We start from the raw sequence: 12,151 nt of genomic DNA on the forward strand, positions 1-12,151 counted from the left end.
TTTGGCTTCACAAGTCTTGGCTTCACGAGCCGCTCGAATATCACTATTCGGCGGGCTTGTCCCCCGCCCGGCGGGGCCCGTCAATGCACAAGAAGCAGGGCTTTGCCTTGCCAAGGCGAACCCCGGCAGGCAAGACACTGAGGATCACTCACGAGACCAAGGCAATGGCGGCAACAGGGGCCGAAAAGTCACAAAATTCGGCTGAAAACAGCGCCCTCGCCGTGCGTCTTGCTCGCGAGATTACCGGCGACGCCTTCTTCGATGCGTTCAACCGTGGCCGCTACGCGACCGACGCCTCGTTCTACCAGATGATGCCCCTTGGCGTGGTGGTCCCCCGGACCATGGACGAGGCGTTGCGGACACTGGCCATCGCAAGGGATGCCGGCCGAATCGTCACCCCACGCGGCGGCGGCACCTCGCAATGCGGCCAGACCGTCAATGAGGGGATTGTCGTCGACTTTTCCAAACACCTGAACCGCGTCCTCTCGCTCGATGTCGAAAATCGCACCTGCGTTGTCGAACCCGGCATCGTGCTCGACGACCTCAACCGCCAGCTCAAGAAGCACGGGCTTTGGTTTCCGGTCGACGTCTCGACGGCCTCGCGCGCCACCATCGGCGGCATGGCCGGCAATAATTCCTGCGGCGGACGCTCGCTGCGCTACGGCACCATGCGCGACAATACGCTGTCGATGGATGCGGCCCTGGCCGACGGCACGCTGCTGCATTTCGGCGAGGTGCCGCGCGATCTCGCGCGCGTGAATTCACCAGATAGCGGGCTCGCGCTGTTTCGCGACATGCTCGATCTCGGCAAGCGCGAGGCAGCCGAGATCGCCGAAAGATTTCCGCAAGTGCAGCGCCGCGTCGGCGGCTACAATCTCGATGGGCTGGTACCGCGCAACGCGGCGAATAACATGGCGCACCTGCTGGTCGGCTCCGAAGGCACGCTCGCCTTCACCACGCAGGTCGAGCTCAAGCTATGGCCGATCATCCGCAACAAGGTGCTGGGCGTCTGTCATTTCGGCAGCTTCTATGAGGCGATGGACGCGGCCCAGCATCTGGTGAAGCTCCGCCCTATCGCGGTGGAACTGGTCGATCGCACCATGATCACATTGGGCCGCGAGATCGCGATGTTCCAGCCAATCATCAGCACCGCCGTGCGCGGCAACCCCGATGCGGTGCTGATCGTGGAATTCGCCGAGGAAGATCAAGCTGAAAACCAGCGCCGCCTGAAGCAGCTCGGCGAACTGATGGTTGATCTCGGCTTCGGTTGGGACAAGCCGCAGCGCAAATGGGGTGGCGTCGTCGAAATTACCGAGCCTGCACTCCAGACCGGCATCGCCGACTTCCGCGCCGCGGGCCTTAACGTCATGATGTCGATGAAGCAGGAAGGCAAGCCGGTCTCCTTTGTCGAGGACTGCGCGGTGCCGCTGCCGCATCTTGCCGACTATACCGAACGCCTCAACGGCATTTTTGAAAAGCACGGCACCCGCGGCACCATGTATGCGCATGCCTCCGAAGGCTGCCTGCATGTGCGTCCCGTGCTCAATCTGAAGCTGGAGAAGGATGTCAAGGCGATGCGCGCCATCGCCGAAGAGACCTTCGAGATGGTGCGCGAGTACAAGGGCTCGCATTCCGGCGAGCACGGTGACGGCCTGGTCCGCTCCGAATTCCATGAAGCGATGTTCGGTTCACGCATCGTTGCCGATTTCAGGGAGGTAAAGCAGCGCTTCGACCCGGACAATGTCCTCAATCCCGGCAAGATCGTCGATCCGCCCAAAATGGACGACCGTTCGCTGTTTCGCTATCCGCCGGATTATCGCATCGGCGAACTGAAAACAGCGCTCGATTGGTCGGCCTATCCCGGCGCCGGCGGCGGCTTCCAGGGGGCCGTCGAGATGTGCAACAACAACGGCGCCTGCCGGAAACTCGAAGGCGGCGTGATGTGTCCGTCCTACCGTGCGACCCGCAACGAGAAGGACGTCACCCGCGGCCGCGCCAACACGCTGCGACTGGCGATCTCCGGTCAACTCGGACCGAACGCGCTGGCTTCCGACGAGATGATGGACACGCTGAAACTCTGCGTCTCCTGCAAGGCCTGCCGCCACGAATGCCCGACCGGCGTGGACATGGCCAAGATGAAGATCGAGGTGCTGGCGGCACGCGCGGCAACACACGGCCTATCGCTGCGCGACAGACTGGTTGGATATCTGCCCCACTATGCCGGCCTCGCGTCTCGCCTCGCCCCGCTCGCCAACTGGCGCAACGGCAGTCCGTTGCTGCGCAAGCTGTTTGAAAAATTCGCCGGCATCAGCGCGCAACGCGCCCTGCCTGCATTCCGGCGCGATGTGTTCCGAACCGATGCCGAGGCCCTCGGGCCGGAGAATGGCCGCGAAGTCGTGCTGTTCGCCGATACGTTCAATCGTGCCTATGAGCGGGAAAATCTCGATGCCGCGCTGCGCGTGCTGGTTGAAGGCGGATACCGCGTCCACATTCCAAAACCGGCAGACCACACGCGGCCGCTATGCTGCGGACGCACATTCCTCTCTGCTGGTCTGGTCGATCAAGCGCGAGCCGAATTGGACCGGCTGGTCGCAACCTACGCGCCGTTCGCCGCGCGCGGCGTACCGATCGTCGGACTGGAGCCGAGTTGTCTTCTGACGCTGCGCGATGAGCTGCTTTCCTTGCGCTCCGATAACGACGCCAAGAGCATCGGCGCGCATGCGCTGCTGTTCGAGGAATTCCTGGTTCGCGAAGCGGAGGCCGGCCGTCTGCGGCTGCCGCTTGGTTCGATGCCTGCCAAGGCGCTGGTTCACGGCCACTGCCATCAGAAATCATTCGGCGCATTCAAGCCGGTCGAAAAAGCGCTTCGCCTCGTGCCCGACCTGAACGTCGAGATCATCGAGTCCAGTTGCTGCGGCATGGCCGGCGCCTTCGGCTATGGTGCCGACACCTACCACGCATCGATGGAAATGGCCGAGCTCTCGCTGCTGCCGGCCGTCCGCGGCGCCGACCAGACCACACTAATCGTCGCCGATGGCACCTCGTGCCGGCATCAGATCAAGGATGGTAGCGGGCGATCAGCGCTTCACGTCGCGCGTGTTCTGGCGATGAGCCTAGACCGTGCAAAGCCCAATTCACCTCTCTCCTCCCATGCAAAGGAACCGACCCATGGCTGAACTCACCCTCGACGTCGCCCGCAAGATTCTTGATGCCGCCCTTGCCAAAGGCGTCGAGAAAAAACTGAAGCCGCTGGTCATCACCATTCTCGATGCCCGCGGTTGCGTCAAAGTCACGGCGGCGCAGGACGGCACCAGCCTGATGCGGGCCGAAATCGCACACGGCAAGGCCTATGGCGCACTGGCGCTAGGCATGGGCTCACGCGCGCTGTTCCAGCGGGCGCAGGAGCAGGCTTATTTCGTCAGCGCGGTAAATACGATGGCACAAGGTCGCCTTATTCCGGTGCCCGGCGGGGTGCTGATCCAGGACGGCGGTATGCTGCTTGGCGCGGTCGGTGTCAGCGGCGACACCTCGGACAATGATGAAGTCTGCGCCGTCGCGGGTATCGAGGCCGCGGGGCTAAAGGCCAACGCAGGATAATCGGGGAAAGCGACTGATCGGACACCGCCGGAATGGATGACGAATTCAGGCGGCAGCTCCTGGAGCGGTTGAAGTCGATCGAGCGGCAGCTCGACGCGCTCGACACCAGCCAGAGCCAGTTGAAGGAGGCTTACGCAAGATCGCGCGCTCATGCCAGGCGATTGTGGTTGCGTCCGCCGATGTGGACATTCGAGCAGCACCCGCCTCGTCCGCTCGATCTGCGTATGCTGCCAGCCGCGCCACGGCACGGTCGAGCTTCTGAAGGATTACGGCGACAGGATTTGCTGGCGAAGCGAGCGAGACAACGGGCAGTCTGACGCGATCAACAAGGGCTTCGCAAACGTCGATTGCGATATCATGGCCTACCTGAATAGCGACGACACCCTGCTGCCGGGCACCCTCGCCAGCGTCGCCGATTTCTTCGAACAACGTCCGGACGTTGACTTCGTATACGGACATCGCATCTTCATCGATTACGCCGGCTCGGAAATCGGCCGGGCCGTTTTCCCGGTGCATGACAGCGAGGCACTCAAATACGCCGACCATGTTCTGGCGCCGTCGCGTATGGGACAGGGTGGGTCCGATGAGCACCGAATTTCATTCGGCAATGGACTGGGACTTCATGCTGCGCGCCGAGGCCGTCGGCTTCAGGATGGCACGGCTGCGGCGTTTTCTCGCCTGTTTCCGTGTCCACGACGAACAGGGAAAACGACGCGGAACTACGAGCGCGGAACGGGAGGAAATGCAGGAGCTGCGTCAGCGATCACTCGGGCATGTCCCGAGCCAGCTTCAAATCTGTCGCTCGATGATGCCTTACCTGGTACGACAGTTCGTCCTTCACTGGAGCTATCGCCCCGGCCTCGTGAAGCGATGATCCGTGGAACGCGGACTCCGAAACAAACTCCTGATACACCGGTATTGGTGAACCCGGACGCGATCAAAAATAACTTAGGACTCGCGAAAACATCGCCTATCGATTTCCTGGAAGGCCGGATCTACGTGCTGGGAGTCGGCGTCGCCGGTGGCATGGCGCTCCGGAATCGACGCATCAATCCGTCACCGGCCCGGCCATAACGGTTTGCGCTTCTCGCCAAACGCCTTGAGGCCTTCCTTGGCGTCTTCCGTCATGGCCAGCAAGGCAATCTGGCTTTCGGTGTAGGCGATGCTTTCGTCGAACGACATCGAAGCGATGGCGCGCATGGCATATTTGCCGCGCCGGATCGCGGTCGGCGATTTGTCGACGATACGGCTGATCAGCCATTCGACCTTGGCGTCGAGCTCGGCTGACGGCACCACGTAATTCAGCAGCCCGGCGGCCTGAGCCGTCTTCGCATCGAACGGCTCGCCCGTCAGCGCCCATTCATTGACGAGGCGCGGCGGCGCCATCGATTGCAACAGGCTCATCACCTGCATCGGAAATACGCCGACCTTTACTTCGGGCAGCCCGAAGATCACGTGATCGGCGGCCACCGCCATATCCGTCATGCACAGCAAGCCCATGCCACCGGCCATGCAGACGCCCCCTACCCGCGCGATCGCAGGCTTGGTGGCGTTCTGCGACAAGCGCAACAAATCGGCGTAGTCGACATTCGGCCTGGAAAAATCCATCGCGAAGGCAGCGCCGCTGTTCTGCAGGTCGGCGCCGGCGCAAAACGCCTTGTCACCCGCCCCCGTCAGCACGATGACGCGGACTTCCTTGTCGTCATGGGCGTCGCGATACCCCTTGGCGATGCCGGCGACGACGTCGGCATTGATGGCGTTGCGCTTGTCCGGCCGGTTGATGGTAATCCAGAACGCCTGTCCGCGCTTCTCGCGTATTACGCTGCTGTTGTCGGTCATTGTTCCGCTCGCCCTGTTTGCCATGGATTGGCGAACATTTGCGGCAGGATGACGCCGGACTGCAAGCAGGATTTAAGCCGAGGGCACGACCTTCTTCACCCAGACCTTGTTGTCATGGAACGCCGCACCGCCCACGGGCGCGACCGCCTCGGCTCCGGTCAGCATGTTGATACCGCGACCGCCGATATGGGCCTTGTTCGGCTGGATGGATTCCGCGATCAATACGCCGCGTCGCAGCCCGTCGAACAGCTTTACCGTCAAATTGGTCTCGCCCCTCACGTTGCCGAGTGTGACGACATCCCCATCGGCGAGCCCGAGCGTAGCGGCATCATCGGGATGCATCATCACCGAGGGCTTGCCCTCGCGCGCAATCGAAGATGGCGTTTCGTTGAAGCTGGTATTGAGGAAGCTGCGCGAGGGACTGGTGGCGAGCCGAAACGGATGGGCCTCATCCGCCTCCTCGATAATCGCCCAGTGGTCCGGCAGCGACGGCATCTGTGCCCAGGGCCCCAAACCGGCGTTGCCGAAGGGCGGGTTCGCCCAGTCGGCCTTGAAGTGGAACTTCTTGTCCGCATGCGCAAAACCGTCGAGGTAATGCGAGGTACGGAAATCCGGCTGGATGTCGCGCCAAAGATCCGCCTCCAGGGCCGCGATATCGCCATGACCGCTTTTCTTCAGCGTCGCGTCGATCAATTCGCGCGGCGACATCGTAAAGCCGGGATGCACGGCGTTAAGCCGACTGCCGAGGCCCTGCAACACCTCGTGGTTCGAACGGCACTCGCCGGGCGGATCGATCAGCTTGGCGCCGACCGAAATATGCTGATGTCCGCCACCGTAATAGAGGTCGTCGTGCTCCATGAACATGGTCGCCGGCAGCACGATATCCGCCATGACCGCCGTTTCGGTCATGAACTGCTCATGCACCACCATGAACAGGTCTTCGCGCGCAAAACCCTTGCGCACCAGCGCCTGCTCCGGCGCCACCGTCATCGGGTTGGTGTTCTGGATCAGCATCGCCTTGACCGGCGGTCCGCCCTTCAAGGCTTCCGCGTCGCCGGTCAGGATGCGGCCGATCTGCGACTGGTCGAGCCAGCGGGTGGTGCGGTCGAGCGCGTCGTGCCCCTCGATGATGGATTCGTCGAACTTCCAGATTGCAAAATTGTTGAAGAACGCGCCGCCGCCTTCGTGTTGCCAGGCGCCGGTCACCGCCGGGATACACAGCGCCGCATGCATCTGTGCCGCGCCGTTACGGCTGCGGGTGAAGCCATAGCCGAGCCGAAAGAACGAACGCTTGGTCTGACCGACCAGGCGGGCGAACGCTTCGATCTCCTCCACCGGCACGCCCGAGATCGACGAGGCCCATTCCGGGGTACGGGTCGCAAGGTGCGCCTCCAGTTCATTCGGACAATCGGTGTAGCGATCCATATATTCGCGATCGGCGTAACCTTCCCGGAACAACACGTGCATGACGCCGCAGGCGAACGCGCCGTCAGTGCCGGGCTTAAGCAGGATCTTGATGTCGGCCTGCTTCATGGTGTCGTTGTTGTAGATATCGATCGCCGCGATCTTGGCGCCGCGCTCCTTGCGGGCACGCATCGCATGCGTCATCACGTTGACCTGGGTGTTCACGGGATTGGTGCCCCAGATCACGACAAGGTCGGACACGCCCATCTCGCGCGGATCGACGCCGGCGATCTTGCCGGTGCCGATGGCAAATCCGATACGGGCGACGTTCGCGCAAATCGTCGAGTAGAAACGGGAATATTTCTTTACGTTGGCAAGACGGTTGATGCCGTCGCGCATTACCAGGCCCATGGTGCCGGCATAATAATACGGCCATACCGATTGGGCACCGAACTCCTTCTCGGCCTGACCGAAACGCGCGGCGATTTCATCCAGAGCGTCATCCCACGAGATCCGCGCGAACTGACCGGAACCCTTGGGTCCGGTGCGACGCATCGGGTGCAACAGCCTGTCGGGGTGATGGATGCGCTCGGCATAGCGGGCGACCTTGGCGCAGACGACGCCGGCAGTGTAGGTCTGCTGCTTGGAGCCGCGCACCCGGCCGATGCTGCGGCCGTCGATCACCTCGATGTCGAGCGCGCAGGCCGATGGGCAATCATGCGGACAGGTGGAGTGGCGGATGTCGACCTTGGCATGCTGGTTCATGCCCCGATAGGTAACATCAAAATCCGCCGTCGCCGAGTGACTTTCTCGACGGGCGCACCAGCGAAAACAGCAAACAAGCCATGCATCCGGCGCCGAGATAGGCCCCTCCATTGGCGTGGAGCGCAGTGCCTCCGCCAACGCGTTCACGCGCGTCTTCGGCTAGCTATGGACGGCACACCGCAAGGCCCGAAACACAAAATCGCGAAAACAACCCCATGCAAAGAAAGGAACCCCTCGCAAAGAAAGGGGTCGCTGGCATGGATGCCATACCCGCAAAAACATTTTGACACGTCGGGCAAATCAGTGGCAGTTCTTCATCATCCCGACATTCGGCAAAAGCACCCGCGGTGCTGCGCAATAGTGCGCTTTGCGTCAAAAGCAGCCAACTAGCCAGGCCGTGTTCTCATAAATCGCCATGTCCGCTTAGCCCCCAGAAGCGGCAGAGAAGCGGACATTGGAAAACCGCCGTTTAGTGCCACAACCGGACTCATGCACCGCAGCACACAGCATCTCTTATTCGATTGCCTCGTCGGCGCGGGCGAGCAGGCTGGGGGGCACCTCGATGGCGAGGGCTTTTGCGGTCTTAAGGTTGATCAGCAGCTCAAGCTTCGTGGACTGCTGGACCGGCAATTCCGTCGGTTTCGTGCCCTTTAGAATACGGCCGACATAGATGCCGGCCTGACGATAGGAGTCGGCGTAATCGGGACCGTAGCTCATCAATCCACCGTCTTCGACGTAATCCCGCTGGAAGTAAATCGCGGGGAAAGCGTGGCGCGCTGACAAGGCGACAAGCTGCGCCCGAGAAGTAATAAAAAGCGGATCGGAGCCGACAAGTAGTGCGTCCGCTCGCCAGCGCGACAAGGCATCGAAAGCCGCATCGATCTCCGTGCTGGTACTTGCGCGGAAGACTTCGACGTCCAGGCTGAGCGATTGTCCGGCGACTAACACCCCCCGCACCGTCGGTTCGGCTGTTGCCGCCTCTGCGGAATTGACTAGTACAGCGATGCGCTTAGCCACAGGCAACAGCTCATGCAGCAGCGCCAACCGTTTTGCCGGCAACTCGTCGACAGGGAAATAGAAACCAGTGATGTTTCCATCCGGTCGGTTGAAGCTTGACACCAAACCTATTTGGACAGGATCCAAACCGCTCAGGAACACGATGGGAATGGACGGCGTTACGCGCCTTGCAGCGAGCGCTGCAGATGGCCCCGACGCGGCAATGACGGCAGCCTCGCGGCGCGCTAAATCAGCAGCAAGTTCCCTCAATCCCTCTGCTCCGCCATCGGCTGAGCGGTACTCCAGCCTCACGTTCTGCCCATCCACGAAGCCCTGGCTGCCTAAGCCCGCACGGAACGCAGCAAGCCAATGCCGACGCGCTTCCAGACCAGGGCCTAGGAAGCCGACTACGGGCGCAGCGCGCTGTTGCGCGAACACCGAGAACGGCCACACCGCTGCCGTCCCACAAGCCGATGAAGTCGCGCCGGCGCATTGCTGCTCCCAAAGTTCAAGAACGAGACATCGTACCGGCTAAGTCTGGCGCGCCGGAAGAGGGCAAAATGTCCGTTCTGGGTCAATCGCGTCGGTTTGACGGTCAGCCAAGCCATTTCCGGTCTACCCCCGTCAACGGACATCGCCAAGGCCAGTCGGTTTGTCTCAAATGTGCCAATAAGCGACATATGCGTTGCCGCAAGTCGCAAAGCTATTCGATCAACTCGTCAGCTGTCGTAACTAATTTGTCCGGCACCTTCACTCCAAGCGCTTTCGCGGTTTTCAGATTGACCACAAGAGTGAACTTGTCGGCCTGTTCAATCGGTAAGTCGCCGGGCTTTGCCCCTTGAAGGATTTTCGCCACCTGTCTCCCAGTGAGCCGAAACCCATACTCCAAATCGATGGAATATGACATCAAACATCCGGCCCGCGCGAACTCGGGGTAGACGCCGCAGATTGGTCTGCCCGACTTTGCAACAGATGCCACAACCTCAGGAATGCGGCCGAGGATGACAAAAGTCCCCGAAATATAGAATGCGCTGACGCCGTCCCGCAGCCCCAACGAGACGGCATCGTCGAGACCATTCAGGTTAGGCCATTGCAGATCATATCTCAAAACCTCAAAACCAAGCCGCGAGGAAGCTTTTTGCAATCCAGTGTGTTCGAGGTTTGCCAGGCTTGCCACAGAGCCGCCTGCAAAGCCGATCATTCCGAGCCGGGTCAGGTTCGGCATCAGCTCCTTAAAAAGGCCGATGCGCTTTGTGGTGATACTCTCTTCCCCACCGATAGCGTTCTGGACGTTGCCAGTCATCATGCCGCCCGGTCTTGCATAACTCTCTGCCCAACCCAGTGCGATCACGTCAACTGCAACCCCGGTAAAAACTAAAGGTGTGTTTGGCGCTTGCTGGCGGACTACAGGAGCCGCGTTGGCTGCTGTCACGAAGACCCTAGGACCCAACGCATCCAATTCTTTTGCAAGTTTTGGCAGCTGTGGCATGTCGCCGTTGGCGAAACGCACCGTGAGGGCGTAGTGTGTGCCTTCGACAACACCGGCTTGTTTAAGACCATCCCGCAAGGCGGCGACCATTTTGATCGCCCTATCCTCCGTTGTGGGAAATAGTACCGCTAGAAGCGGCAAGCCCTTGGCCTGCTGAGCCAAGGCGGGCAGCGGCCACACAATCCCAGCGCCGCCAGCCAACTGCATGAACTTGCGTCGGTCCATTCCTTCACCCCGCCAGATGGTTCCGCCTTAGCCATCAAATCACAGAGATCGACTATCGACCAGCACGGTAGACTCGGCAAATGTTGGCTTCGGGTCATTCGCGTCGGTTTGGTCGGTCCACGGCGACTTCCGGTCTACCCCGACGGACGGACATTCTGCGGAAAGGCGGGAATGTCTCAAAGGTGCCAATAGGCGACATTTGGTAACGACTTCGCTCGGCCGCTTCGTCGACGTGGAGCGAGCAGTGGAGCGCTCGCGATCCTGCAGTCTTCCGGTGTGATGCTGTTACTTGCCTTTGAGCTCGTCGCGAAAGGCAATTGCTTCAAGCTCGACCCGGACGGCGTCCATGACAGGAACCACTGGCCGCGCTTCGAATACAAAGGCAGGCAGCATCGAGCAGAACTTGTGAACCGCCAACGGATCGTCGCAATCCAGCAGCATATACCCGCCCCAGTCCCCCACTCGTATGACGAACATCTCGATCTTGAAGTTGTCGGGCGCTTTCCATTGAGTAAAGACCTCCAGAATCCGCTTCTGGGCATTCTCGTACTCGATGGGCGATCCTTGCGAACGTTCGCTCCAGGTGATCATGTACTTCATCGGTATCCTCCTTTGTTTGTTGTGAAGTGGGCATTGGAGGGCTTGCCATCGGGCTAAGTCGGTAAATTGGTGCGCACGGATTAGGTCAAGAAGCGCTCCGCCGGCAGCTGGGCTGGAGCGCTCCGCACTCAGGGCAGACCCCGTCTGCTGCTTCGTGGAGCTGGCGGCTAATTTCTTTGTTTAGAGCTTCATGCTCCCATGTTGTGCCATCGCTTTTAATGACTTTAGTGGCACGAACATAGGCATGGGTTTCCGCAGCGTCATCACCGACACGGATTGTTTCATTGAGATGGAACGGGCAAATCGCTGTCGCGCGCGTCGTCGTCAGCGCATATCGAACGACAGAAGCGAGATCGTCGGTCCAGCTATCGACGGACATAAGAGACCACTTTCAGCCAGCTCAAGGTCTTTCTTTTCAAAAGCATATCACAAAATCATGCCGTACTTTGATGCGGTTCAAAGGTCAGTATTACTGATACACTGTGATTTTCGGCGCAGCGCGCTGGATCGCCGCCGCGTTTGCCGTTCGTCCGCTAATGTCTCAGTTGGGTCAACAGCGGAAGAACTCGAAGTGAGCATAACGAGTCCGCTTTCAAGGGCATAGCGGCCGCGATTACTGCGCAGGACAGGCCGCGCCGGTCTTCACCCAGGCCTCGACCAGCGCGCCGGCCTGCTTTTGCGTACCGGGCGCGGGGCTGCGGCCAACGCCCGGGGCCCAGGCCCAGCCGACGAGCGTATCATCGCCGATGTGATGGATCAGATCCTCGGGCTTGCGACCGCCGTTGCGCGCGGGATCCTTGAGCTGCGTGCAAATCTCGGCAACCGTCTTGCCTTCCCATGCCATTTCGCGCGGCGCGAGGTGCCATTCCGGGTGACCCGGCATGCGACCGGGTTCGAAGTTCGCATTCTGATGGCAGATCGAACAGCGCATCGCCGGAAGGCCGTGGCCGTCGACGCCGCGGGTGACCGGCGGCTGATGCAGTCGGCCTAAATCGCCTTGCCGCGGACGGTCAGTCGCCGGATGGCAGTTGGTGCAGCGCGGATGGGTCAGCACCTTGCCAAGTTCGGTGAACATCGCCGCCGATCGCGCGTCCGTATCGGCAATCGATGCAAAGCTCTCGGGGCTTGCAAGGCTCTGCGGCGCAGTTTCGGAAACCGCGTAGCCCGCAAGCATGCTCGTCGCCACGGTGACGATGGAGACGACAAGCTTAAACCGCAGTTCCGATTTCATGTCGC

Annotated in this window: 10 protein-coding genes; 4 read left to right on the forward strand and 6 right to left on the reverse strand. The window is 60.9% G+C overall.

Annotated elements, in window-relative coordinates:
- Positions 1-164: 164 nt before the first annotated feature.
- From JQ567_RS04085 to JQ567_RS38025, 4 genes are read left to right on the forward strand one after another with little or no spacing between them, the layout of a single operon-like run.
- Positions 165-3,176 carry an FAD-binding and (Fe-S)-binding domain-containing protein gene (locus JQ567_RS04085; RefSeq protein WP_212437671.1) on the forward strand — a complete coding sequence of 1,004 codons (3,012 nt, stop codon included), beginning with the start codon at positions 165-167 and terminating at the stop codon, positions 3,174-3,176.
- A complete protein-coding gene (locus JQ567_RS04090) occupies positions 3,169-3,597 on the forward strand; it encodes a heme-binding protein (protein ID WP_212437599.1) in 429 nt (142 codons plus the stop codon). Before JQ567_RS04085 ends, JQ567_RS04090 begins: the two co-directional genes overlap by 8 nt.
- 32 nt (positions 3,598-3,629) lie before the next feature.
- Complete coding sequence (locus JQ567_RS38020) at positions 3,630-3,914, forward strand: hypothetical protein (protein WP_249165238.1); 285 nt, start codon at positions 3,630-3,632, stop codon at positions 3,912-3,914.
- Positions 3,877-4,671, forward strand: coding sequence for a glycosyltransferase (locus tag JQ567_RS38025; protein ID WP_312017343.1), 795 nt, complete (start codon positions 3,877-3,879; stop codon positions 4,669-4,671). The genes JQ567_RS38020 and JQ567_RS38025 overlap by 38 nt, the downstream gene beginning before the upstream one ends.
- Here the strand turns inward: JQ567_RS38025 and JQ567_RS04100 are convergent.
- The 6 genes from JQ567_RS04100 to JQ567_RS04125 form a co-directional block, all read right to left on the reverse strand.
- The gene (locus tag JQ567_RS04100; protein ID WP_212437600.1) at positions 4,654-5,436 is read right to left on the reverse strand and encodes an enoyl-CoA hydratase/isomerase family protein; all 783 of its coding nucleotides are present in this window, start codon (positions 5,434-5,436) and stop codon (positions 4,654-4,656) included. The two genes, JQ567_RS38025 and JQ567_RS04100, sit on opposite strands and share 18 nt — an antisense overlap.
- 72 nt (positions 5,437-5,508) lie before the next feature.
- Positions 5,509-7,605 carry a molybdopterin oxidoreductase family protein gene (locus JQ567_RS04105; RefSeq protein ID WP_212437601.1) on the reverse strand — a complete coding sequence of 699 codons (2,097 nt, stop codon included), beginning with the start codon at positions 7,603-7,605 and terminating at the stop codon, positions 5,509-5,511.
- A gap of 513 nt (positions 7,606-8,118) precedes the next feature.
- Complete coding sequence (locus JQ567_RS04110; RefSeq protein WP_212437602.1) at positions 8,119-9,054, reverse strand: ABC transporter substrate-binding protein; 936 nt, start codon at positions 9,052-9,054, stop codon at positions 8,119-8,121.
- Positions 9,055-9,304: 250 nt separating this feature from the next.
- Positions 9,305-10,315 (reverse strand): ABC transporter substrate-binding protein, encoded by a 1,011-nt coding sequence (locus JQ567_RS04115; protein ID WP_212437603.1) that lies wholly within the window; start codon positions 10,313-10,315, stop codon positions 9,305-9,307.
- Positions 10,316-10,600: 285 nt separating this feature from the next.
- Positions 10,601-10,915 carry a DUF3303 domain-containing protein gene (locus JQ567_RS04120; protein ID WP_212392208.1) on the reverse strand — a complete coding sequence of 105 codons (315 nt, stop codon included), beginning with the start codon at positions 10,913-10,915 and terminating at the stop codon, positions 10,601-10,603.
- A 613-nt stretch (positions 10,916-11,528) separates the two neighbouring features.
- Complete coding sequence (locus tag JQ567_RS04125; RefSeq protein ID WP_212437604.1) at positions 11,529-12,146, reverse strand: Isoquinoline 1-oxidoreductase subunit; 618 nt, start codon at positions 12,144-12,146, stop codon at positions 11,529-11,531.
- Between the last annotated feature and the right edge of the window lie 5 nt (positions 12,147-12,151).

The sequence above is a fragment of the Bradyrhizobium sp. AUGA SZCCT0431 genome, assembly GCF_018131065.1.
Taxonomy (GTDB): domain Bacteria; phylum Pseudomonadota; class Alphaproteobacteria; order Rhizobiales; family Xanthobacteraceae; genus Bradyrhizobium.

Coding starts and splice junctions, on each gene's coding strand:
- JQ567_RS04105 (WP_212437601.1), bottom strand. CDS start 7,605: ATGAACCAGCATGCCAAGGTCGACATCCGCCACTCCACCTGTCCGCAT.
- JQ567_RS04125 (WP_212437604.1), bottom strand. CDS start 12,146: ATGAAATCGGAACTGCGGTTTAAGCTTGTCGTCTCCATCGTCACCGTG.
- JQ567_RS04085 (WP_212437671.1), top strand. CDS start 165: ATGGCGGCAACAGGGGCCGAAAAGTCACAAAATTCGGCTGAAAACAGC.
- JQ567_RS04090 (WP_212437599.1), top strand. CDS start 3,169: ATGGCTGAACTCACCCTCGACGTCGCCCGCAAGATTCTTGATGCCGCC.
- JQ567_RS04100 (WP_212437600.1), bottom strand. CDS start 5,436: ATGACCGACAACAGCAGCGTAATACGCGAGAAGCGCGGACAGGCGTTC.
- JQ567_RS04120 (WP_212392208.1), bottom strand. CDS start 10,915: ATGAAGTACATGATCACCTGGAGCGAACGTTCGCAAGGATCGCCCATC.
- JQ567_RS38020 (WP_249165238.1), top strand. CDS start 3,630: ATGGATGACGAATTCAGGCGGCAGCTCCTGGAGCGGTTGAAGTCGATC.
- JQ567_RS04115 (WP_212437603.1), bottom strand. CDS start 10,315: ATGGACCGACGCAAGTTCATGCAGTTGGCTGGCGGCGCTGGGATTGTG.